Below are 20,442 nucleotides of genomic sequence, written 5' to 3' on the forward strand. Positions count from 1 at the left end.
TGATGACGAAGACCACCACGCCAGTTCGCTTAATCCGATCGTGGCTGAATCCTGTCACAGACAAAACCATGGTTGTCATCGTGGTGGTGTCGAGTGTCCTAGCGTGTGTCGGAGCCTTTTTTCTGGAAGCGCATCTTGACTTCAATCTTTGGGACGAGGGATTTCTTTGGTACGGTGTGCAACACACATTGCTAGGAGAAATTCCGATCCGGGACTTCATGTCTTATGATCCCGGTCGGTACTACTGGGCAGCTGGCTTAATGTGGTTGCTACAGATAAATGGCATCGTCGCGGTGCGTGCGACGACGGCCGCGTTTTCCATGCTAGGGGTCATAACGGGAACCTTGCTGGTACTGCGCGGATCATCGGATGGTAGAACGGCTCGTATAGGGCTATGCGCATTTGCAACCGTTATGTTCCTGCTGTGGCTGGTACCACGTTGGAAGGGCTATGATGCGGCAATCTCCATCATCCTGATTGCGAGTCTGACTAGACTATTGACTCGCCCCACTGTCACGCTCTTCTTTCAGCATGGAGTGGTAGTTGGTGTGGCAGCGATCCTGGGGCGCAACCATGGACTTTATGGCATTGTCGCTTGCTTGCTCGTAATCCCAATACTGCTATTTGCCGACCCAAAGCCGCAATGGCACCGTTTCATACCGGCGTGGATCGGAGGCGTGACCGCGGGCTATAGTCCCATGCTGATCGGGTTTCTGATGGACCACCGTTTTACGGCCATGTTCTGGGATGGGATCCGTTTCACCCTTTTTGAGTACAAGGGCACCAACTTGCCGCTTCCCGTGCCATGGCCGTGGGCCATCCACAGTGCCGGTGAATCTGTTTCCATGACTGCAAGGGAGTGGTTTATTGGGAGTTTTTTTGTGGCGCTTCCAGCTCTGTGCATTGGAGGGGCGTTGTTTGTTTTTCGACAGATGCGTCATGAACGAAGAATCCAAAATCCGGCTTTCGTCGCTTGTGTCGCGACCGCGATTCCCTATCTAAACGTGGCGTTCTCCCGAGCAGATGTCGCGCATTTAGCGCAAGCGATATTCCCATGCATCATCGGACTGATTATTTGTCCGATCCAAGGCAGTACTAGAACTGTGCATCGCCGGGTAGTACTTCCACTTCTGGCCATAGCGTCGCTATCGGTAACGCTGCCACTGCACTCCGGCTTTGTGGTACACACCCAGAATCCGGATGACTGGCAGGCTATCGACGTGCGTGGTGACAGTCTACTTGTAGATCGATTTACGGCAGCCGCGATTGGAAACATTAAGTGCTTGGCAAAGCGTTATGTTCCCCCGGGGGGTAGCGTATTCGCGGCACCAGTGTGGCCTGGGGTTTATACGCTGCTTGGGACCAAGTCTCCAGTATGGGAGATCTATCCGCTTATGCCGCGCAATGAGGCATTCCAGCAGCAGGAAATAAATCGCTTGCGGCGAGCAGACCCCGCGCTGCTGTTTATCTACGATATTGCTGTTGATGGACGGAATGAACTCCGCTACGCGAATACCCATCCGTTAGTATGGCAATTCGTGAACACGAATTATCGCATGGTGCCAACTTCACGCGACCGGACCGAACTGCTTGTTTATGTTCCGAAGACGACCCCAGGTCAATCCGCAACCTTTGGAGCCGGAGCCGTCAGCGAGTGTGATTAAAGAAGAGCGCCATCGGCAGCATCGATTACCTGTTGAAACACATCTTCAAGCCCGATCCATAGGGGCATGCGTACCAACCGATCGCTTATGCCACGAGTAACTGGCAGGTCGCCGTGGGCGCGGCTGTAGCGCAAACCCGCCGGTGATGTGTGCAAAGGAATGTAATGGAATACGCTTTGTACGCCTGCCTTCTTGAGTGAGTCGATAAACGCAGTCCGTGCCTTCAGCGATGGAAGTAACAAGTAGTACATGTGGGCATTGTGAGTGCAATGCGCGGGTACTATCGGTCGGCGCAGCCGTCTGGCTTCTTCATGTGAGGCAGCCCATGTGTGATAGCGATTCCATAGCGCCATGCGGCGACTAGTAATGTCATCGGCTGCATCCATCTGGGCTGCTAGAAATGCAGCGGTAATTTCACCCGGAAGAAATGACGAGCCAATATCCACCCAGGTGTACTTGTCTACTTGGCCACGGAAAAATAGGCTGCGGTTAGTGCCCTTTTCCCGAATGATTTCCGCGCGTTCTGCTAAGTCCGGATCGCGGCAAAGCAGGGCGCCACCTTCACCAGCAATGATGTTTTTTGTTTCGTGGAAGCTCAACGCGCCGAGGTCGCCGATAGTACCCAATGGGTGGCCGCGATACGTGGACATGATCCCCTGCGCTGCGTCCTCCACAACCTTCAGCCCGTACCGCTGCGCGATATCCATGATGGCGTCCATCTCGCAGGCAACGCCAGCATAATGCACGACGCAGATCGCCTTGGTGCGTGGTGTGATAGCAGCCTCAATCTGGCATTCGTCGAGATTGATCGTATCTTCGCGTATATCGACAAAAACGGGCACTGCGCCGCGCAATACGAAGGCGTTTGCCGTAGAGACGAAAGTGTAGGACGGCATGATCACCTCGTCACCGGGCTGCAAGTCGAGTAGCAGCGCGCAAATTTCGAGTGCTGCGGTGCAGCTGTGCGTAAGCAATGCCTTGCTGGCGCGGGTACTCGTCTCAAGCCAAGCGTGGCATCGTTTCGTAAATGGACCATCACCCGACAAATGGCCATTGGCGTGCGCCTGGGCAATCTGCGACAGCTCGCGACCAGTCATGTAGGGCTTGTTGAATGGAATCATTGCTAAATCCTTGCTAAGCGCTTGCGTTTGCAGTGGCAATCAGCGCGTGCACTCCAAGATGCAGTGCGTATAGGGGACATACAGTAGGTCGTGGCGGACCGTGCATGCGGTAATGGAGAATTTCGATGCTGCGAGCGCCTGATAACCATCTGGTGAGCGGATGTTCTGTCCACGATCGCGGAGGATCAGTGCGCGCGCAATTCGCGACTGACCTTTCACTAACGTGCCATCCAGCGAAATGAATCGGCCGCCTGGGCGAAGCTTGTTCCATGCGGTCAGTAACAGGTGTACTACTTGGTCGTCGTCAAGGTGGTGGAGGACACCAATTGCAAGTACGAGATCGACACCAAGGAGATCGGTCGGCTCAAAGTCTGCGACATCAGAACATTCGAAACGACCGCGGTTGCCATAGCGTTCGCGCGCAGCATTGATGTAGTCCGGGGAAAGATCGAAGCCTATGTAATGAACATTAGCGGGCAGGTATTTCAGCAACTCACCTGTACCGCAGCCGATATCGAGAAGATGATCATCAGGCCTTGGGCGAATGTGATCACGTATCAAGCGTTTGCGTGCACGACTAGCCCCTAATGCGGACTGCAGAAAATCATACGCTGAAGGATTTGACAGGATTGTTCGGATACCGCTGGTGATTTGGGCCATCCTAATGCTCCTGAAGCGGTAGGAGTGAGCAGCTTCTATGACACCGGGTTCATCCTTGATTGAGAACTACGAGTCCGACGATGATAAGGCCTAGGCCCGTAAGCTTCGCAAGTGTCATTGTCTCCCCGAATAGCGGAACCGCCAGCAGACAAACCAACAAAAAATTTAATGCCATGAATGGATAAACACGATTGAGTTCGAGCTTGGATAAGGCCAGCATCCAGCAAAGTGAGGCAGCGAAGGCGGCCACAAATGCTGATATTACCCAAGGCCGCAGAAAAAGTAGCAAGAGGGGTGGCCATTTATCCGCCCATGCAAATGGAGCCGACGCTGGTGTTGAAACCTGCCATTTCAAAACAAGTTGCCCATATGCCGTGAGTAGGACGGTACAAAATACCATTAGCCAGGCGATTGGAGTGCTTACAGAGGCATTCATGGTAGATCCCTTGTCTTCGATCCGAATAAAGAATTGATGTGATAAGTGTCATATGCATGCGTGATAGCCAGACCTTCGCGAGTCCACGCACGCTGAACGACATAGTTCCACACTTGGGTCGAAATTCTGATTGCCCTCAAACCGCGTCGTTGATACGTGCGCAGCATATGGCGTAGCAGATGCCCGTAGACGCCGTGTCCAGCATGCGCTGGGTCAACCGCATTTAGTACGACTTCCACGACTTCATCGCCGACAATCAATGAGCAAGTTGCGAATGCTATCACCGCACCACGATTGCGTACTATCCAGGTTTCCCGGTCTGATGGCTCACTAGAGATATAATCAATGGCCCATTCGGCATAACCCTCTAAAATTAAAACTGGATCTAGTAACGGATTTGCGTGGTAATGGCTGCGATAAGAGCCAAATCCACGGCGTGCGACGTCGGCGATGGAGCTCCGGTCTTCTATTGTCGCCTTTTCCACAATTAGGTTGGTTGGTGGTTCTGAAATGGCAACTGGAGATGTCAGTTGCCGCTCATAATAAACCAGCGTGTCGGCGTGTATTGGAATCAACCCGTGGTTCGTGAAGTCGCGTAGCGGTGCAGTCATTCCCGCGGGAATACGGAGTACGGCGATATCGGTTCCGAGCGCTACGATCTCGCTATGCAAGATACCTGGCGTCGGACTATCTTGGTCAATTCGACCGCGCACGATCTTCAGCCCAAAACGAGCGGAGTCTTTTGGCGACGGTATGAACCAGTCTCCATCCGAGTTCATGAGATATGTTCCGAGTATTCAGCAATGACAAAGTGTGGGCGTTTCTTCATATCGTTGAACAGGCGTCCAAGGTATAGGCCAAGTATTCCGATACTTGATATGACAACGCTGCCGACGAGGCAAATAGAAGCAATGATGCTCGTAAATCCGGCGATTCGTATATCGCCAATGATATATCGATAGATGCTGAAGGCAGCCACACAGAGTGCAAACATGGCGAACAAGAAGCCAAGTTTCACAACTAGTCGCAATGGCTTGTCGGAAAAGGAGATCGCCACATTGGTCGCGAGCCGCAGCAAGCGGCGGAGCCCATAACTGCTGCGTCCATGATCACGACGACCATGGGTAACAGGTACCAAAACGGTACGAAACCCAGTCCAACGAACCAGTAACGGAAAAAAACGGTCCGATTCAGGCATCGCATTGATTGTGTCGATCACTTTGCGGGTATAGGCACCAAAGTTGGCAGTCGTGTGATCGTGTGGACTATCAGTAAGCCAGCCAAGCATTCTATAGAAGCCCCATGAACCCAACCGTTTTAGCGCCCCGTCTTGGCGGTCGACTCGCTGCGCAAGAGCCACTTCAACACCAGGTTTTAACGCATCCAATAAGCGGGGGAGTTCATCAGGACTATCTTGAAGATCACAATCCATGACTACCACGCGCGCTCCGCGTGCGTGGTGTAGGCCAGCGGAAATCGCGGCGTGTTGGCCGAAATTGCGGGTCAGTCGCAGTCCGCGTACCTTCGGCCTAGTTGCAGCAATTTCGCAAATTCGTGACCAAGCGCCATCTGGGCTGGCATCGTCGACCAATATGATTTCGAATGATTCTCCGCGAGGAAGGAGGATTGCCGACACGCGATCAACGAGATCCTCCAAACAGCCTTTACACCCATAGACGGGGGACACAACTGAAATTATCGGGGTGTTTCCGTGTGGGGACATCAGCGTGACTCAGATTGGATACATTGGGATATAGATGGCATGCCGCCTTGCCGGAATAAGCTGATTAGCGCCGAAATCGAATCGACATTGAGGGCAGGTCTTGCAATGCATGGTGTAGTTAGGGTGAAGAAAGTAGTGAGCCAATTCAGTTTGTAGATCATGTCTGTAATTTCAGCATGGATTTAGCTGATTGAGGACTGACACACTTCATCATGAAGCCCTGGTTGTCAGAGCGCTTGCTCCAGCTCCGGGATCAGCTTGAACAAATCACCGATCAGACTGAAATCGGCAATTTCGAAGATCGGCGCTTCGCTATCCTTGTTGATCGCCACGATGGTGCCGGCGTCCTTGATGCCGGTGAGATGCTGGATGGCACCGGAGATGCCGATCGCCATGTACAGCTCGGGGGCGATGATCTTGCCGGTCTGGCCGACCTGCAAGTCGCTGGGCACGTAGCCGGCGTCGACGGCGGCGCGCGAGGCGCCCACGGCAGCGCCGATCTTGTCTGCGAACTTGAAAATGATGTCGAAGTTTTCCTTCGAGCCGACACCGCGGCCGCCGGAGACGACCTTGCTGGCGCTTTGCAGATCCGGGCGATCGCTGCTGCCTTGCTTGAGTTCGATGAAACGGGTATGCGTGGGCAAGGCTGCATCGATGGATAGGGCTTCGATCGGCGCGCTGCTGGCGCCGGTGGCGGCGGCCGGCCACGAGGCCGAACGGATCGTGGCGACGACGGTGTGTGCGGGATTGGCCTCGACCGTGATGATTGCGTTGCCGGCGTAGGTCGGACGCTTGAAGGTGTGAGCGGCTTCCACACTCATCACGTCGCTGACCTGTGCCACGCCGAGCAGGGCAGCGACGCGCGGGCCGACGTCCTTGCCGAATGTGGTGGATGGCACGAATACATGGCTGTAGCCGGCGGCGGCCTTGGCGATCTGCGGCGCCAGTATGGCGGCCAGTGGATGCGCGTTCTCGGCACGGGCGATGGTGAGCACGCGGCTGACGCCGTCAATCTTTGCGGCCTCGGCGGCGATCGCGTCGACGCTGTCGGCGAGCACCAGTACGTCAATTGCTTCAGCCTTCACGGCGATGGCTGCGCTCACGGCGCGTGCAGTGGAGGAGTTGAGTTTGCCGCCTAGATGTTCGGCGATGACCAGGATCTTGCTCATGTGTGTCTCCGGAGCTTCGTGCGTGTGTAGGAGCTCGCTGGCGGGTGATGCTTTTGTTCTAGATTCTCAAAAGAAAAAGCATCGCCCGCCAGCGGGCTCCTACCACAGGAATGGGGTTTACAGCAGGCCTTTTTGCTTTAGCGCGGCGACCAGTTCGGCGGCATCTTTCACCATCACGCCCTTGCTGCGCTTGGTCGGGGCGGCGTACTGCGTGGTCTTCAGATGGTCGTGTGCCGCGACGTCGAGCGAGCCGAACTCGATCGTGTCGATCGGCTTGGACTTCGCTTTCATGATGTCCGGCAACTTGATGAAGCGCGGTTCGTTGAGGCGCAAGTCAGTAGTGATCACGGCCGGCAACTCCGCCTCGATCACTTCCAGGCCGGCGTCGACTTCGCGGGTCACCGTGGCCTTGCCATCGGCGATCTCGATCTTGCTGGCGAAGGTAGCCTGCGGGCGATCCCACAGCGCGGCGAGCATCTGGCCGGTCTGGTTGGCGTCGTCGTCGATCGCCTGCTTGCCGAGGATCACCAGCTCCGGTTGCTCCTTTTCGACTAGCTTGAGGAAGACGCGGGCGGCGGTCAGCGGTTGCACGGCATCGGCGGTGACCACGTGAATCGCCCGGTTTGCGCCCATCGCCAGGCCGTTGCGAAGGTGTGCGGTGAGATCGGCCGGACCGATGCCGACCACGATCACCTCTGTGGCGACACCCTTCTCGCGCAAGCGCAGCGCCTCTTCCAGCGCGATGTCATCGAACGGATTGGCGGACAGCTTGACGCCGTCAGTGACCACACCGCTGCCATCGGGCTTGACCTGGATGCGCACGTTGTAATCCACGACGCGCTTGTAGCCGACCAGAATTTTCATTCGCAGTTCCTTGACCTTGGGGCAGCTCTTTCAGAAGTTCGAAAACCGTTATTCTACCTCGACGGCAACACATGTATGAATTGTGCTCTGCCGGTTGTCGGTTGAATCAATGAAGCACTCGCTGCAGAACCGCGCGGGCCGCATCGAAAGAGAAGTACTGACGCACGTTGTCCAGCCCGGCCTCAGATAGTCGCAACCACAGTGCTTCATCGTCATACAAGCGCAGTACGGCGGTAGCAATGGTCGGCGCATCAGCGCCCAGCAATACGTTCTGGCCATCGATCAGATTCATGCCCTCAGCTGCAATCGGCGTCGCCACCACCGGCAGACCGTAACTCATGGCCATATTCACCTTGCCCTTGACGCCGGCGCCATAGCGCAGTGGGGCAAGCGCCACCCTGCAGTTTTCCATCCATGGTTTGAGGTCGTCGACGCGGCCATGCACCTCCGTGCCGATTCCGATGAATCGTTGCCGAGCGTCATCGGGCATGTCGCCGATCAGATGCAAGACGATGTCCGGTCGCTGTTCGCGGATGCACGGAAGGATCTGCTCGACCAGCCATCGCACCGCATCGACATTGGGCGGATGACCGAAACCGCCGACAAAGACCAGTCCACTGCGTTCGGCAAAGCCTTTGGTGCGTCCAAACACCTCATGCACATTCGAAAGCAGTTCTACCCGTGCTTCGGGCACTTCGTCTGCCAGCAAGCGGAGTTCGACTGGGCTGACCACGAAACTGGCGTCACATGCACGCACAAGCGCGATCTCACGCCGCCGCGATGCTTCGGCCTGCCGTGTCAGTGCAGCATTACCGGAGTGCGCTGCCGCGCGCTGTTCGCGCAGGAAGTGCAGATCGACGGTATCGAACAGAATTTTGGCCGTCGGCGCCAACCTGCGCACCAGCAGCAAGTGAGGTTGCGCGATGTAGTGGCGGCAGAGCATCACAGCATCCAGTCCCGCGCCTTCTCGTGCCAGCCAAGTAGAGAGAGTGGGTGCCCAGGGCTTGCACAGGACATGAATACCCTTGCTACCTAGCAATTCGATCTCGTCTTCGGTGGCGCGTCGATTATCGGCCATGAAACTGATTCGCCATCCCTGCTCGCGCAGCAGCCGCATGATGTTGATTAGCCGTAGCGAGCCAGAGTCGCGCGAAGGATCAGGCGTCAAGGCATCAACGATCAATATGTGGCGCGCGCCACCATGGTGAATGGCCTGTTCCACCGGTGTACGTGGCTTGGGTTGATTAAGCAGCGCACCTTGCCACTTTTCGGCTAGCTTAGCCTGGTTGATTATCTGATACTGCTTGACACCCTCGAAGGGATCAAGCCCCGAACTGATGCCTTCGCAGTGAACCACCAGACTGGCCGGTTGATAGACAACGCGTCGTCCTGCAGCGCGCACGGCGAACGCAAGGTCCACGTCTTCACAGTACGCCGGTGCGTAGCGCGTATCGAATCCTCCAATTTTACGGAACAAGGCTATGTCGATCATCAACGCCGCGCCAGAAACGTAATCGACATCGCGTCGGTACAGGAATCGGGGATCATTGCGTTTCTCGAAGCGGCCATAATTCCACGCTTTCCCATCGGCATATACGATGCCACCGGCTTCCTGGAGCCGTCCGTCCGGATACACCAGACGACTACCGGCGATGCCGCAACCATCTTCCTCGGTAAAGCAATCCAGCAACCGGTCGAGCCAGCCCGGAGTGACCTGGGTATCGTTGTTGAGGAACAGCACAAATGCACCGCGGGCAATCGCGGCACCTGCATTGCAGCTGCCGATGAAGCCGAGGTTCTCGGTGTTGCGGAGCAGGCGTAGACCAACAGTTTGCGCCAGTGTGGTGGCGCTTTCGTCGGGAGACACATCGTCGACCACGATAACTTCGAAAGATGCATCAGCGCCGTAACGCGCGATCGAGCGCAGGCAGGCGAGTGTATAGCGGAGTTTTCCGTGAACTGGGATGACTATTGAAACGCGTGGAGACTCGCTGTACGGCAAGCTAATTGGAATAAACGGAACGTCCAATGGTTCAAGCGTCCAATTGGAGTCTGTTGCGCGAGGACGCAACTCTTCAGCAACACGGGAGAATGTACCGCGAAGGCCTCGCTGGGCCATGCTGCCGCCAACCCGCTTCAGTAGATAATGCAGTCGTCGTAGCTGCCATTGCATCGTGCTGGTCAGAATGAAATCCTCAATGAGTCTTGCGAGGGTCTTGGGTGGGCTCGGCGGTGGGTTGAGGCCCGTTTCGCTCAGAGATTCTGATAATTCGGCCCCGAGCCACCTTCCGGCGTGAGCCAGGTGATGATCTCGTACGGGTCTTTGATGTCGCAGGTCTTGCAGTGCACGCAGTTCGCCGCGTTGATCTGCAGGCGGCGGCCCTTGCTTCCATCGGCGTGAACGTCCTCGACGATCTCGTAGACATTGGCGGGGCAGAAGCGGGTGCACGGGTTGCCGTATTCGGTGGTGCACTGGTCGATGCAGATGCGGGTGTCGGCGACGTGAAGGTGGATGGGTTGATCCTCGTCGTGCTCGGTGGCGGCGAAGTAGACGCCGGCGAGGCGGTCGCGCGGAGCCAGCGTGCGCTGCACGTAGTCGCGCTTCGGCTCTTCCTGCGCGCCCAGCTTGTGCAGCGACGACCAGTCGGCCTTGTTCTTCAGGGTCCACGGCGAGATGCCGCCGGTGACGGTTTCCCATGCCGCATTCAACATGCCGAACCACAAGCCCTTCTTGAACGCGGGTTTGATGTTGCGGACTTTCCTCAGCTCGGCCATCACGTCGGAGCCGCGCAGCTTCGCGTCGAAACCGGCGGAATCGAGACCATGGGCGACCAGGTGTTCGGCGGCGAGCATGCCGCTCTTGATCGCCTGGTGCGTGCCCTTCACCTTGGGCACGTTGAGCAGGCCGGCGGTGTCGCCGATCAGCAAGGCGCCGGGCATTTCGGTTTTCGGCAATGACTGGTAGCCGCCGGTGACGATCGCTCGGGCGCCGGCCGAGAGGATCGTGCCGCCATCCAGCAACGGTTTCACCGTGGGGTGGTTCTTCCATTGCTGGAACGCTTCCCACGGCTGATAGTTCGGATCGCTATAGTCGAGCCCGCTGACGTAGCCGAGCGCCACCCGATCCTGGTCCAGGTGATACAGGAAGCTGCCGCCATAAGTATGTGTGTCGGCCGGCCAGCCGAAGCTGTGCACGATCTTGCCGGGTGTCACGCGTCCGGGCGGCAGCTGCCACAGTTCCTTGATGCCGATCGAGTAACCCTGCGGATCGCTGTCCGCGTCGAGCTTGAAGCGCTTGATCAACTGCTTGGTGAGGCTGCCGCGCGCACCTTCGGCGAGCACCGTGACCTTGGCCTTGATGTCGATGCCTTCGGTGTAGCCGGGCTTGTGTGTGCCGTCCTTCGCCACGCCCATGTCGCCGATGCGCACGCCGGCGACCGAGCCGTCCTCGTTATAGATGGTGTCGGCGGCGGCGAAGCCTGGGAATACGTCCACGCCCAGCGCCTCGGCCTGCGGCGCCAACCAGGCGCACATCGCGCCCAGCGAGACGATGAAGTTGCCGTGGTTGTGCATGCCCGGCGGTACCGGCAGCTTGCGGCCGCTGGTCTTGCTGAGCAGCCAGAACTCGTCCTCGCCGGCCGGCACACAGATCGGCGGTGGGTTGTCGCGCCAGCCCGGCAGCAGCGCATCCAGCGGTTGCGGCTCGATCACCGCGCCGGACAGGATCTGCGCGCCGATGGTCGAGGCTTTCTCGATCACGCACACGCTCACCTCAGGCTTGAGCTGCTTGAGGCGGATCGCGAACGACAGGCCGGCTGGGCCGGCGCCGACGACGACAACGTCGTATTCCATGGTTTCGCGGTCGCTCATGGCGGACTCCGTGGTGCTGCGGGCAGTGCAGGCGGTGGCCGTGCGTGGTGGTATGGATCAGACCGCCATTGTCCGGTTTCGCGCGCCAAGCAGCAACGCGTGTTGCGCTACCGCTTGCAATCGTTTCATCGGACATGGCGATAATCGGGACATATTTGAAGGAGTCTCCATGAATTCGATGCCGCCGATCGCCGATCTCGACCTGCGCCGCGCCTCGCTGTGCCAGCTGCTGCACTGGCTGGCGGTGGGCCGCGTGCAGCCGCAGGCGCTGGCCGATGCCTATCAGCACGCGATCGAACGGCTCAACCCCGAACTCAATGCTTACGTCGACGAGCGCTCGGGATTGCTGCAGGAGCAGGCGCATATGGCCGATCGGCGCCGTCGCGACGGCGTGATCGGACGGCTCGACGGCATCCCGATCGCGTTGAAGGACAATTTCGACATGGCCGGCTGGCCGACCCGGGCGGGTCTGCCGGGCCGCGAAAAGCCGGTGCAGGACGATGCGCATGTGGTAGCGCGGTTGCGTGCGTCCGGCGCGGTGCTGGTGGGCAAGACCAATATGGACGAGGGCGCGCTGGGTGCGGTAACCGACAATCCGCATTTCGGCGCCACCCATAATCCGCATCGGCACGGCTACAGCGCCGGCGGTTCCTCAGGCGGTGCGGCGGCGGCGGTGGCCGCCGGTCTGGCGGTGGCGGCGGTCGGTTCGGACAGTCTGGGCTCGATCCGCATTCCCGCCAGCTATTGCGGCGTATACGCGTTGAAGCCCACGCACGGCGAAATTTCCGCCCGCGGCCTGGTGCCGGCGGCGCGCCGGCTCGATGCGGTCGGCCTGCTGGCGCGCAGCGTCGACGATCTCACGGTGCTGCTGCAGGTACTGGCCGGGTACGACGCCGACGATGCGCGTTCGCGCCGTCGCCGTGTCGCCTTCGCGCTGCCGGACTGGGAGCCGGGCAATCTGCGCGCGGGTCTGTTGCCGGATCTGGCTGCTGTGGGCGTGCAGCCGGAAGTCATCGAGGTGTTCGAGGCGGCGCTGGCGAAGCTGCCGCATGCGCTGGGCGACCGGCGCACGGTCGATTTCGACGACTGGAATTTCAGCCGTACCCGTCGCGCCGGCCTGCTGCTGATGGAAGCGGAGATGCTCGGTACCTTCGCCGCCGATCTGGCCAATACCGAGCATCCGGTGTCGGCACGTTTCCGCAACATGCTCGGTTATGCGGCTGGCAAGAGCGCGGCCGACTACGCGGTGGCCGATCGCGTGCTCGACGCGGCCACCTTGAAGATGCGCCGGTTGTTCGCCCAGGTCGATGTACTGGTGCTGCCGACCACGCCGCAAGGGGCGTTTCCGCTGGGCGGCCCGGTGCCGGATTCGCAAGCCGATCTCACCAGCTTCGCCAGCCTGGCCGGCTGTCCCGCCGTGAGCCTGCCGATGGGCAGCTTGCCGAATGGCATGCCGATCGGGCTGCAATTGGTCGGTGCGCGCGGTTCGGACCTGCGCCTGCTGGAGCTGGCGGCGGCATGCGCCGCGACGCTGGACGCCGAGCCGACGTATCCAGTGATCGCCTGAGGATCGCGTAAGATGGCGGGCGGTATGCGATGCCGACGGCACCGTTGATACACCGCCGCGGTAAACATTCGGGCTCTTCCGGCATGACGACAGCTTCCCTGCAATCCCGTTCCCATCTCGATGACCTCGAGGCCGAGAGCATCCACATTTTTCGCGAGGTGCTGGCGGGTTTCCAGCGCCCGGTGATGCTGTACTCGATCGGCAAGGATTCCTCGGTGCTTTTGCACCTGCTGCGCAAGGCGTTTTATCCGGCACGGCCGCCGATGCCGCTGCTGCACGTCGATACCACCTGGAAGTTCCGCGAGATGATCGCGTTCCGCGATCAGGTGGCGGCCGCCGGCGACGTAGAGGTGCTGGTGCACATCAATGAGGATGGCGTGCGCCAGGGTATTTCGCCGTTGACCCACGGTGCCACAGTGCATACCGACGTGATGAAGACGGTGGCGCTGAAGCAGGCACTGGATCAGTACGGTTTCGACGCGGCGATCGGCGGGGCACGCCGCGATGAGGAAAAGTCGCGGGCGAAGGAGCGCATCTTCTCGTTCCGCAACGCACAGCATCGCTGGGATCCGCGGAATCAGCGGCCCGAGTTCTGGCACACCTACAACACGCACATCCGCAAGGGCGAGAGCGTGCGGGTGTTTCCGCTGTCCAACTGGACCGAGATGGATGTGTGGCTGTACATCCAGCGCGAGAACATTCCGGTGGTGCCGCTGTATTTTGCCAAACCGCGCCCGGTGGTCGAACGCGATGGCGCACTGATCATGGTCGACGACGACCGCTTCGTACTTCGCGACGGCGAAACCGCGCAAATGCGCGAAGTGCGTTTCCGTACGCTGGGCTGCTACCCGCTGACCGGCGCGGTGGAGTCCTCGGCCGACACGCTGGCGAAGATCATCGACGAGATGGCCAGCTCGCGAACTTCCGAGCGGCAGGGCCGGGTGATCGACCAGGATCCGACTGCATCAATGGAGCGCAAGAAGCAGGAAGGTTATTTCTGATGGGTGCGACGACTGAAAAGGGTGCCGTGCTGCCCGCACAGAGCCTGCTGCGTTTCATCACCTGCGGCAGCGTGGACGACGGCAAGAGCAGCCTGCTGGGCCGGCTGCTGTATGACGCCGGCATGCTGTCGGACGATCAGCTGGCCGCGCTGGCCCGCGACAGCCGGCGGCAGCATGCCGACGCCGGCGACGTGCTCGATTTCTCGCTGCTCACCGACGGTCTGGATGCGGAGCGCCAGCAAGGCATCACCATCGATGTGGCGTACCGCTACTTTCATACCGCGCAGCGCAGTTTCATCGTGGCCGACTGTCCGGGGCACGAGCAGTACACCCGCAACATGGCCACCGGCGCGTCCAACGCCGAGCTCGCGGTGGTGCTGGTCGACGCGCGCAAGGGCCTGTTGCCGCAGACGCGCCGGCATACCTATATCTGTGGGTTGCTGGGCATCCGGCAGGTGGTGCTGGCCGTCAACAAGATGGATCTGGTCGACTACGACCCGGCGGTCTATGCCGCGATTGCGGCGCAGTACCGCGAGCTGGCACAGGAGATGGGTATCGTCGAGGTGCATTGCCTGCCCGTGGTGGCGTTGACCGGCGACAACGTGGGCGCGCGTTCGTCGCGGATGCCCTGGTACCAGGGTGCGAGCCTGCTCGAACTGCTGGAGTCGGTCGAGGTCACGCCGTTCCGCGCCGCCGATTTCCGCATGCCGGTGCAATGGGTGAATCGCCCAGACCATGCGTTCCGGGGCTACGCCGGTACGATCTGCGGCGGCCGGGTGAGTCGCGGCGACGAAATCATCGTGCAACCGGGCGGACAACGTGCACGCGTTGAACGCATCGTCAGCGCCGACGGCGACCTGGCTGATGCGGCGGACGGGCAGGCGGTGACGCTGTGCCTGGACCACGAGATCGACGTCAGTCGCGGCGACGTGATTGCCGATGCGTTGCGTCCGGCGCCGGTGGCCGATCAGTTCACCTGCCACCTGTTGTGGCTGGGCGACGCCGCGTTGCTGCCCAACCGTACTTACTGGCTGAAGATCGGCACGCGCACGGTCAATGCGCGGGTGATGTCGATCAAGTACAAGGTCGACGTCAACAGCCAGGCTCGGCTTGCGGCACGCCACCTCGGTCTCAATGAGGTGGGTTACTGCACGCTGGGGCTGGACGACGAGATCGCCTTCGAGGCCTACGCCAGCAACCGCACGCTGGGCGGTTTCATCCTGATCGATCGCCTGAGCAATGCCACGGTGGCATGCGGCATGCTGGACTTCGCACTGGGACGATCGGCCAACGTGCACTGGCAACACGTCGATATCGACCGCACGGTACGCGCCGCCAGCAAGGGACAGCATCCGCTGTGCCTCTGGTTCACCGGCCTTTCCGGTGCCGGCAAGTCCACCATCGCCAACCTGGTCGAGCGGCGGCTGCATGCGCTCGGTTATCACACTTATCTGCTCGACGGCGACAACGTGCGCCACGGCATCAACAAGGACTTGGGCTTCACGCCGGAAGATCGCGTCGAGAATATCCGGCGTATCGCCGAGGTGGCGCATCTGATGGTGGACGCAGGACTGATCGTGCTGGTCAGCGCAATTTCGCCATACCGCAGCGAGCGGCGCTCGGCGCGCGAGTTGTTCGGGGCGGCGGAATTCATGGAGGTGTTCGTGGATGCGCCGCTGGAGGAATGCGAGCGGCGCGATCCCAAGGGCCTGTACCGCAAGGCCCGTGCAGGTACGATCCGCAACTTCACCGGCATCGACGCCCCGTACGAAAGGCCCGAGGCGCCGGACATCCATCTGTTGAGCAGCGGACAACGCGCCGAGCAATTGGCCGAGCAGGTCACTGCAGAGTTGCTGTCCAAGCTGGACAACAGCGGCACTCACCCGTGACGCGACGGTGCCATCGGTGGGGCAAGGCTTGGATTGCCCCGGGCCGGCGGCGATAATACGGGACTTCCCCTGCAAGGCGCCGCCGCGATGACCGAGAAGACCGTACTCAACGCCACCCACCGTGCGCTCGGCGCGCGCATGGTCGACTTCGGCGGCTGGGACATGCCGATCAGCTACGGCTCGCAGATCGAAGAACACCATGCGGTGCGCCGCGATGCCGGCATGTTCGACGTCTCGCACATGACGGTGATCGACCTGCACGGTGCGCGCACACGCGAGTTCCTTCGCCATCTGCTGGCCAACAGCATCGACAAGCTGAAGGTGGTCGGCAAGGCTCTTTACTCGTGCATGTTGAACGAGCAGGGCGGCGTGATCGACGACCTGATCGTGTATTACCTCGGCGAGGAGTATTTCCGGCTGGTCGTCAACGCCGGTACCCGCGCCAAGGACCTGGCATGGATCGAACAGCAGGCCGCCGCGTTCGATGTACAGGTAAAGGAGCGTCCGGAATTCGCGATGATCGCGGTGCAGGGTCCGAACGCCCGCGCCAAGGTGCTTGGCCTGTTGCATGAGGTGGATCGCCCGCGCATCGAGAAGCTAGGCAAGTTCGCTGCCGCTGCTGCGCAAGGCCCGCACGGGATACCGCTGTTCGTGGCGCGCACCGGCTATACCGGCGAAGACGGTTTCGAGATCATCGTGCCGGCCGAGCACGCCGTCGCATTGTGGGAAGCGCTGGCTGCCGCCGGCGTGGCTCCGGCCGGCCTGGGCGCACGCGACACGCTGCGGCTGGAAGCCGGCATGAATCTTTACGGGCAGGATATGGACGAGAGCGTCCTGCCATGGGAAGCGAACCTGGGCTGGACCATCGCGCTGGACGAGGGCCGCGAGTTCATCGGCCGCTCCGCGCTGGAGCGGCAGAAAGCCGCCGGCGTGCCGCGCGTGATGGTCGGACTGGTACTGGACGAGAAGGGCGTGCTGCGCCACGGCCAGAAAGTTCTGACCGCGAACGGCGCCGGCGAAATTCTCTCCGGCAGTTTCGCGCCGACCCTCAACAAGGCAGTGGCATTCGCGCGCATTCCGGCCGGCGAGCCGGGCGACGTGCGGGTGGACATCCGCGGTCGCGAAGTGCCGGTGCGGCTGGTGAAGTATCCGTTCGTGCGCGACGGCAAGCCGTGCGCGGGCATCTGATCCACCGCTGCACAACTCACCCACGGCGGTTGTGGCTAGAATCACCGCCTGTACCCTGACTCACACCAAACGACTGGACCCCGATCATGAGCGAGATTCCTGGCGATCTGAAATTCCTCAAGTCCCACGAGTGGGCCCGCGCCGAAGACGACGGCCTGGTCCGCGTGGGTATCTCCGACCATGCGCAGGACCAGCTAGGCGATCTGGTCTACGTCGAGCTGCCGGAAGTCGGCTCGGCCGTGAAAGCGGGCGTCGGCGCCGCCGTGGTCGAGTCGGTGAAGGCCGCCTCGGACATCTACTCGCCGGTTTCCGGCGAAGTCGTCGAGGTCAACGAGCTGCTCAACGACAAGCCCGAGATCATCAATGAAGACGCCTTCGGCGAAGGCTGGATCTTCCTGGTGCGTCCCAGCGACCGTGCGGAGCTGGATGAGCTGCTCGACGCGAACGACTACGAAGAGCTGGTCGAGAACGAAGACCACTGAGTCTTGCGCCATAGCGTGATGTTGCCGGCCGCCAAGTGCGGCCGGCAACGTTTTGGGCGTAGCGATCGGGGGAGACGTCGAGCCGTCCGTCCGATCCGATGATGATCGATAAGACGATCCGTCAGGGCGGCATGCATCGCGTCGTCACGCCTTGCATGCAGCGCACGCATTCGCTGCATCGTCCATCGATCTGCATCGACAGCGTCGACACGATCCTTGCTCTGCTTTTTTTGACGAGATCGTGTCGACGTCGATGCCGAGTTTGCGTGTCGTCGCCGACGTCATCGCGCCGGAAAATGTCATCGCTCCCATGCTCTTCGGCGACGAGCGCCGGGGTGCCCGTCATCTTGGTCGAAGTCCGTGCGAGCCGGGGTGACGGACTTTTTTTGCCCGGTTCGGCGGGTCGGCCAAAATAATTTCAGTCGCGTCCCGTTCATCTGACGGAGGCAATGAAGCGGTCCGAATGCGGCCTTGCTGCGAGCGGTATTTTGCGCGAGATATTTTTTCTTCGCGACGGAGTCGATTGTTGGAAACCGTTGTGCAGCAACGGTTTCGAAGGATATATACGTTTTCAACCGAAAAATATATGGACGTATAGACGTCCAATTGGCAATGGTCTCAAATGGCCTTGAGGCCTTGCCGTAACCGGTTTTCGGTCGGTATGGGGAGGGGTGCAGTGGTTTGATTTCATGACTAAAATCAATTGACAGGTGAAATCTTCAGGGATAGCTTTCGCAACAGATCACGGGGAATGTGCTTTATGGCGACAGCAAAATTCATCAAGCCTTATGTCGAGCACGGTGAAAAGGCCAACGCAGTACGCAAGATCACTGTCTCGATTCCGCTGCATGTTCTGCGGCGGCTCTCCGATTTGCGCACTCACCGCCAAGTGAACAATCTTCGGCACGCCACCAACAGCGACTTGTTGGTTGAGGCGTTCCTGCACGCTTTTACTGGGCAACCACTGCCAACTGATGAGGAGCTTAGACGAACCATGGCCACTGCCAAGAAATCCGCTGCAAAGAAACCGGCTGCCAAGAAATCGGCCGCCAAGAAATCCACCGTGAAGAAGGTCGCCGCCAAGAAGCCGGCTGCCAAGAAAGCTGCCGTGAAGAAGGTCGCGAAGAAGGCTGCGCCGAAGAAGGCCGCCGCCAAGAAAGCTGCGCCGGCCAAGAAGGCCGCCGTGAAGAAGGTTGCGAAGAAGGCTGCGCCGAAGAAGGCCGCCGCCAAGAAAGCTGCACCGGCCAAGGTGGTGAAAGCCACCAAGACCGCAAAAGCCTCCAAGGCCAAGAAGTAAGCTACACGCGACAAGCAACACCTCCAATAAGACAAGTCACCCGATACTTCCCTCCCCGCGGTGCCCAGCGCGGGGAGGGCATTTCGAGAAGCTTTCGTCCCGGCCTGGCCGGGACGCTTCGTTTGTGGGGTCGGGAAAGATTCACCACGGCAGCAGAGGGCCGCCCGCGCCCATCCCGTGAGGGGCGCCGAGACCCCCGGCCGATTGATCGCCAGGCGGATGTCCGGCCTCCGGCCCTTGGAACAAAATCACTTTCCGCACCGTGCGTTCATGCACGATTTGCCGTGCTGGCTCATTGGAGTTACCTTTCCCCTATCCGCGCTGCGGTGAATCCGGGGGATTCGCCGCTCCTGGATCGACAGGGGGAAAAAGCGCGGGTATCTGTCGACACTCAGCGAGAGACCATGGATACCCGAGACGTATTTGATACACGCCGGCATGAGCGTGGGGCCATCAGGCCCGTAGTCATCGCCATCATCGCCGTTTTCGCCCTGCTGGCCGTAGGGGCATGGTTCCTGATCATCAAGCCGCATCAGGAGCTGGTCATGGCCGACGCGGGCGGCCATCCGTCCACGCCGGTATCCACGGCTACCCGGGCACTGCCGCCACCGCCCGCCAACGTGGCGGCGATGGACGTCAACCAGTTGCTGGCCGAAGCGCGTACCGCAATGAACGAACAGCGCTATCTGGCGCCGACCGGCAATAACGCCTTCGAGTTCTATCTGCGTGTATTGGAGAAGGATCCGGGCAACAAGGTCGCATCCGATGCGTTGCGCGAGACGTTCCCGTTCGCCGCCACGTCGGCCGAGCAGTCGATCAACTCGCGAGACTTCAATGAAGCGCAGCGTCAGATCGACCTGCTGGCCAAGGCCGATCCGACCAACTTCACGTTGACCATCCTGCGTTCCAAGCTGGATGCGCAGCGCAAGACGCTGGACAAGCAGCAGCAAGATGCCGCCGATCAGCAGAAGGCACAGCAGCTGGCGGCACAGAAGGCGGCGGCCGACAAGGCGGCAGCGGATCAGCTGGCCGCACAACAGAAGGCCCAATTGGCGGCCGAGCAACAGAAAGCGCAGTCGGCCCGCACGGCGCAACAGCCGAGTCAGCAGCCGTCGACGACCCCGTCGACAGAAGCCGGCAACCCGGCGGCCGCCGGTGCGGACAGCGGCAACGCTGCTGGCCAGACCAGCGATGCGGTGCTGCTGAGGGCCGTCGGCGCACGCTACCCCACGGCGGCGATGCGCGCGCGGCAGGAAGGCTGGGTGCTGGTGTCGTTCACGATCGATCCCGCTGGGCGGACGGGCGACATCAAGGTGGTCGACGCACAGCCGCGCCGTGTTTTCGATCGCGCCGCGATAGATGCGGTGCAGCGCTACCAGTTCACGCCGGCGAAGAAGGACGGCGTGGCCGTCGCCAGCGTCAAGCAGCAGCGGATCGAGTTCAAGCTCTGATCGTCATGCACTGATGTGAGAGCAGCAACCGGACGGCGCATGTTTCCCATGCGCCGTCTT

General features: G+C 60.2%; 18 protein-coding genes. 8 read left to right on the forward strand and 10 right to left on the reverse strand.

Going from position 1 to position 20,442, the window contains the following annotated elements; translation table 11 throughout:
• Positions 1-2 precede the first annotated feature (2 nt).
• Complete coding sequence (locus BUA26_RS18925) at positions 3-1,664, forward strand: hypothetical protein (protein ID WP_072762462.1); 1,662 nt, start codon at positions 3-5, stop codon at positions 1,662-1,664.
• Here the strand turns inward: BUA26_RS18925 and rffA are convergent.
• The 9 genes from rffA to BUA26_RS18970 form a co-directional block, all read right to left on the reverse strand.
• On the reverse strand, positions 1,661-2,785 hold the full coding sequence (rffA, locus tag BUA26_RS18930) for a dTDP-4-amino-4,6-dideoxygalactose transaminase (protein ID WP_072762533.1): 1,125 nt from the start codon (positions 2,783-2,785) through the stop codon (positions 1,661-1,663). The two genes, BUA26_RS18925 and rffA, sit on opposite strands and share 4 nt — an antisense overlap.
• A gap of 39 nt (positions 2,786-2,824) precedes the next feature.
• Positions 2,825-3,445 carry an SAM-dependent methyltransferase gene (locus tag BUA26_RS18935; protein ID WP_072762463.1) on the reverse strand — a complete coding sequence of 207 codons (621 nt, stop codon included), beginning with the start codon at positions 3,443-3,445 and terminating at the stop codon, positions 2,825-2,827.
• A gap of 49 nt (positions 3,446-3,494) precedes the next feature.
• Positions 3,495-3,881, reverse strand: a complete 387-nt coding sequence (locus BUA26_RS18940; protein WP_083573099.1) for an EamA family transporter — start codon at positions 3,879-3,881, stop codon at positions 3,495-3,497.
• Positions 3,878-4,660 (reverse strand): GNAT family N-acetyltransferase, encoded by a 783-nt coding sequence (locus tag BUA26_RS18945; protein ID WP_083573100.1) that lies wholly within the window; start codon positions 4,658-4,660, stop codon positions 3,878-3,880. Before BUA26_RS18945 ends, BUA26_RS18940 begins: the two co-directional genes overlap by 4 nt.
• Entirely contained in the window at positions 4,657-5,604 is a 948-nt protein-coding gene (locus BUA26_RS18950; protein ID WP_072762464.1) for a glycosyltransferase family 2 protein, read from the reverse strand. Before BUA26_RS18950 ends, BUA26_RS18945 begins: the two co-directional genes overlap by 4 nt.
• Positions 5,605-5,831: 227 nt before the next feature.
• On the reverse strand, positions 5,832-6,773 hold the full coding sequence (locus tag BUA26_RS18955) for an electron transfer flavoprotein subunit alpha/FixB family protein (protein WP_072762465.1): 942 nt from the start codon (positions 6,771-6,773) through the stop codon (positions 5,832-5,834).
• Positions 6,774-6,890: 117 nt separating this feature from the next.
• The gene (locus tag BUA26_RS18960) at positions 6,891-7,637 is read right to left on the reverse strand and encodes an electron transfer flavoprotein subunit beta/FixA family protein (RefSeq protein WP_072762466.1); all 747 of its coding nucleotides are present in this window, start codon (positions 7,635-7,637) and stop codon (positions 6,891-6,893) included.
• 106 nt (positions 7,638-7,743) lie between these two features.
• Entirely contained in the window at positions 7,744-9,810 is a 2,067-nt protein-coding gene (locus tag BUA26_RS18965) for a glycosyltransferase (RefSeq protein ID WP_083573101.1), read from the reverse strand.
• 80 nt (positions 9,811-9,890) lie between these two features.
• A complete protein-coding gene (locus tag BUA26_RS18970; RefSeq protein ID WP_255368422.1) occupies positions 9,891-11,561 on the reverse strand; it encodes an electron transfer flavoprotein-ubiquinone oxidoreductase in 1,671 nt (556 codons plus the stop codon).
• 115 nt (positions 11,562-11,676) lie between these two features.
• Here BUA26_RS18970 and BUA26_RS18975 point away from each other — a divergent pair, with 115 nt between their 5' ends.
• The 5 genes from BUA26_RS18975 (at position 11,677) to gcvH (ending at position 17,634) form a co-directional block, all read left to right on the forward strand.
• On the forward strand, positions 11,677-13,074 hold the full coding sequence (locus BUA26_RS18975; protein WP_072762537.1) for an amidase: 1,398 nt from the start codon (positions 11,677-11,679) through the stop codon (positions 13,072-13,074).
• 83 nt (positions 13,075-13,157) lie between these two features.
• On the forward strand, positions 13,158-14,075 hold the full coding sequence (gene cysD / locus BUA26_RS18980) for a sulfate adenylyltransferase subunit CysD (RefSeq protein ID WP_072762468.1): 918 nt from the start codon (positions 13,158-13,160) through the stop codon (positions 14,073-14,075).
• Entirely contained in the window at positions 14,075-15,964 is a 1,890-nt protein-coding gene (gene cysC, locus BUA26_RS18985; RefSeq protein WP_072762469.1) for an adenylyl-sulfate kinase, read from the forward strand. Before cysD ends, cysC begins: the two co-directional genes overlap by 1 nt.
• Before the next feature lie 87 nt (positions 15,965-16,051).
• On the forward strand, positions 16,052-17,152 hold the full coding sequence (gene gcvT / locus BUA26_RS18990) for a glycine cleavage system aminomethyltransferase GcvT (protein WP_072762470.1): 1,101 nt from the start codon (positions 16,052-16,054) through the stop codon (positions 17,150-17,152).
• A gap of 86 nt (positions 17,153-17,238) precedes the next feature.
• Positions 17,239-17,634, forward strand: coding sequence for a glycine cleavage system protein GcvH (gcvH, locus tag BUA26_RS18995; RefSeq protein ID WP_072762471.1), 396 nt, complete (start codon positions 17,239-17,241; stop codon positions 17,632-17,634).
• A gap of 121 nt (positions 17,635-17,755) precedes the next feature.
• Here the strand turns inward: gcvH and BUA26_RS20310 are convergent, their stop codons facing one another.
• A complete protein-coding gene (locus BUA26_RS20310; RefSeq protein WP_143154342.1) occupies positions 17,756-17,980 on the reverse strand; it encodes a hypothetical protein in 225 nt (74 codons plus the stop codon).
• A 414-nt stretch (positions 17,981-18,394) separates the two neighbouring features.
• Here BUA26_RS20310 and metJ point away from each other — a divergent pair, with 414 nt between their 5' ends.
• Both metJ and BUA26_RS19005 read left to right on the forward strand, forming a co-directional pair.
• Complete coding sequence (gene metJ / locus BUA26_RS19000) at positions 18,395-18,931, forward strand: met regulon transcriptional regulator MetJ (RefSeq protein WP_072762472.1); 537 nt, start codon at positions 18,395-18,397, stop codon at positions 18,929-18,931.
• Positions 18,932-19,335: 404 nt separating this feature from the next.
• Entirely contained in the window at positions 19,336-20,382 is a 1,047-nt protein-coding gene (locus tag BUA26_RS19005; RefSeq protein ID WP_072762473.1) for an energy transducer TonB, read from the forward strand.
• The last annotated feature ends 60 nt before the right edge of the window (positions 20,383-20,442 follow it).

This window comes from Rhodanobacter sp. OK091, from assembly GCF_900142825.1.
In the GTDB taxonomy this organism is placed as follows: domain Bacteria; phylum Pseudomonadota; class Gammaproteobacteria; order Xanthomonadales; family Rhodanobacteraceae; genus Rhodanobacter.

Excerpts from the sequence above, each read along its gene's own strand:
- BUA26_RS18925 (WP_072762462.1), top strand. The coding sequence starts at position 3 with ATGACGAAGACCACCACGCCAGTTCGCTTAATCCGATCGTGGCTGAAT.
- rffA (WP_072762533.1), bottom strand. The coding sequence starts at position 2,785 with ATGATTCCATTCAACAAGCCCTACATGACTGGTCGCGAGCTGTCGCAG.
- BUA26_RS18935 (WP_072762463.1), bottom strand. The coding sequence starts at position 3,445 with ATGGCCCAAATCACCAGCGGTATCCGAACAATCCTGTCAAATCCTTCA.
- BUA26_RS18940 (WP_083573099.1), bottom strand. The coding sequence starts at position 3,881 with ATGAATGCCTCTGTAAGCACTCCAATCGCCTGGCTAATGGTATTTTGT.
- BUA26_RS18945 (WP_083573100.1), bottom strand. The coding sequence starts at position 4,660 with ATGAACTCGGATGGAGACTGGTTCATACCGTCGCCAAAAGACTCCGCT.
- BUA26_RS18950 (WP_072762464.1), bottom strand. The coding sequence starts at position 5,604 with ATGTCCCCACACGGAAACACCCCGATAATTTCAGTTGTGTCCCCCGTC.
- BUA26_RS18955 (WP_072762465.1), bottom strand. The coding sequence starts at position 6,773 with ATGAGCAAGATCCTGGTCATCGCCGAACATCTAGGCGGCAAACTCAAC.
- BUA26_RS18960 (WP_072762466.1), bottom strand. The coding sequence starts at position 7,637 with ATGAAAATTCTGGTCGGCTACAAGCGCGTCGTGGATTACAACGTGCGC.
- BUA26_RS18965 (WP_083573101.1), bottom strand. The coding sequence starts at position 9,810 with ATGCAATGGCAGCTACGACGACTGCATTATCTACTGAAGCGGGTTGGC.
- BUA26_RS18975 (WP_072762537.1), top strand. The coding sequence starts at position 11,677 with ATGAATTCGATGCCGCCGATCGCCGATCTCGACCTGCGCCGCGCCTCG.
- cysD (WP_072762468.1), top strand. The coding sequence starts at position 13,158 with ATGACGACAGCTTCCCTGCAATCCCGTTCCCATCTCGATGACCTCGAG.
- cysC (WP_072762469.1), top strand. The coding sequence starts at position 14,075 with ATGGGTGCGACGACTGAAAAGGGTGCCGTGCTGCCCGCACAGAGCCTG.
- gcvT (WP_072762470.1), top strand. The coding sequence starts at position 16,052 with ATGACCGAGAAGACCGTACTCAACGCCACCCACCGTGCGCTCGGCGCG.
- gcvH (WP_072762471.1), top strand. The coding sequence starts at position 17,239 with ATGAGCGAGATTCCTGGCGATCTGAAATTCCTCAAGTCCCACGAGTGG.
- BUA26_RS20310 (WP_143154342.1), bottom strand. The coding sequence starts at position 17,980 with ATGACGGGCACCCCGGCGCTCGTCGCCGAAGAGCATGGGAGCGATGAC.
- metJ (WP_072762472.1), top strand. The coding sequence starts at position 18,395 with ATGGCGACAGCAAAATTCATCAAGCCTTATGTCGAGCACGGTGAAAAG.
- BUA26_RS19005 (WP_072762473.1), top strand. The coding sequence starts at position 19,336 with ATGGATACCCGAGACGTATTTGATACACGCCGGCATGAGCGTGGGGCC.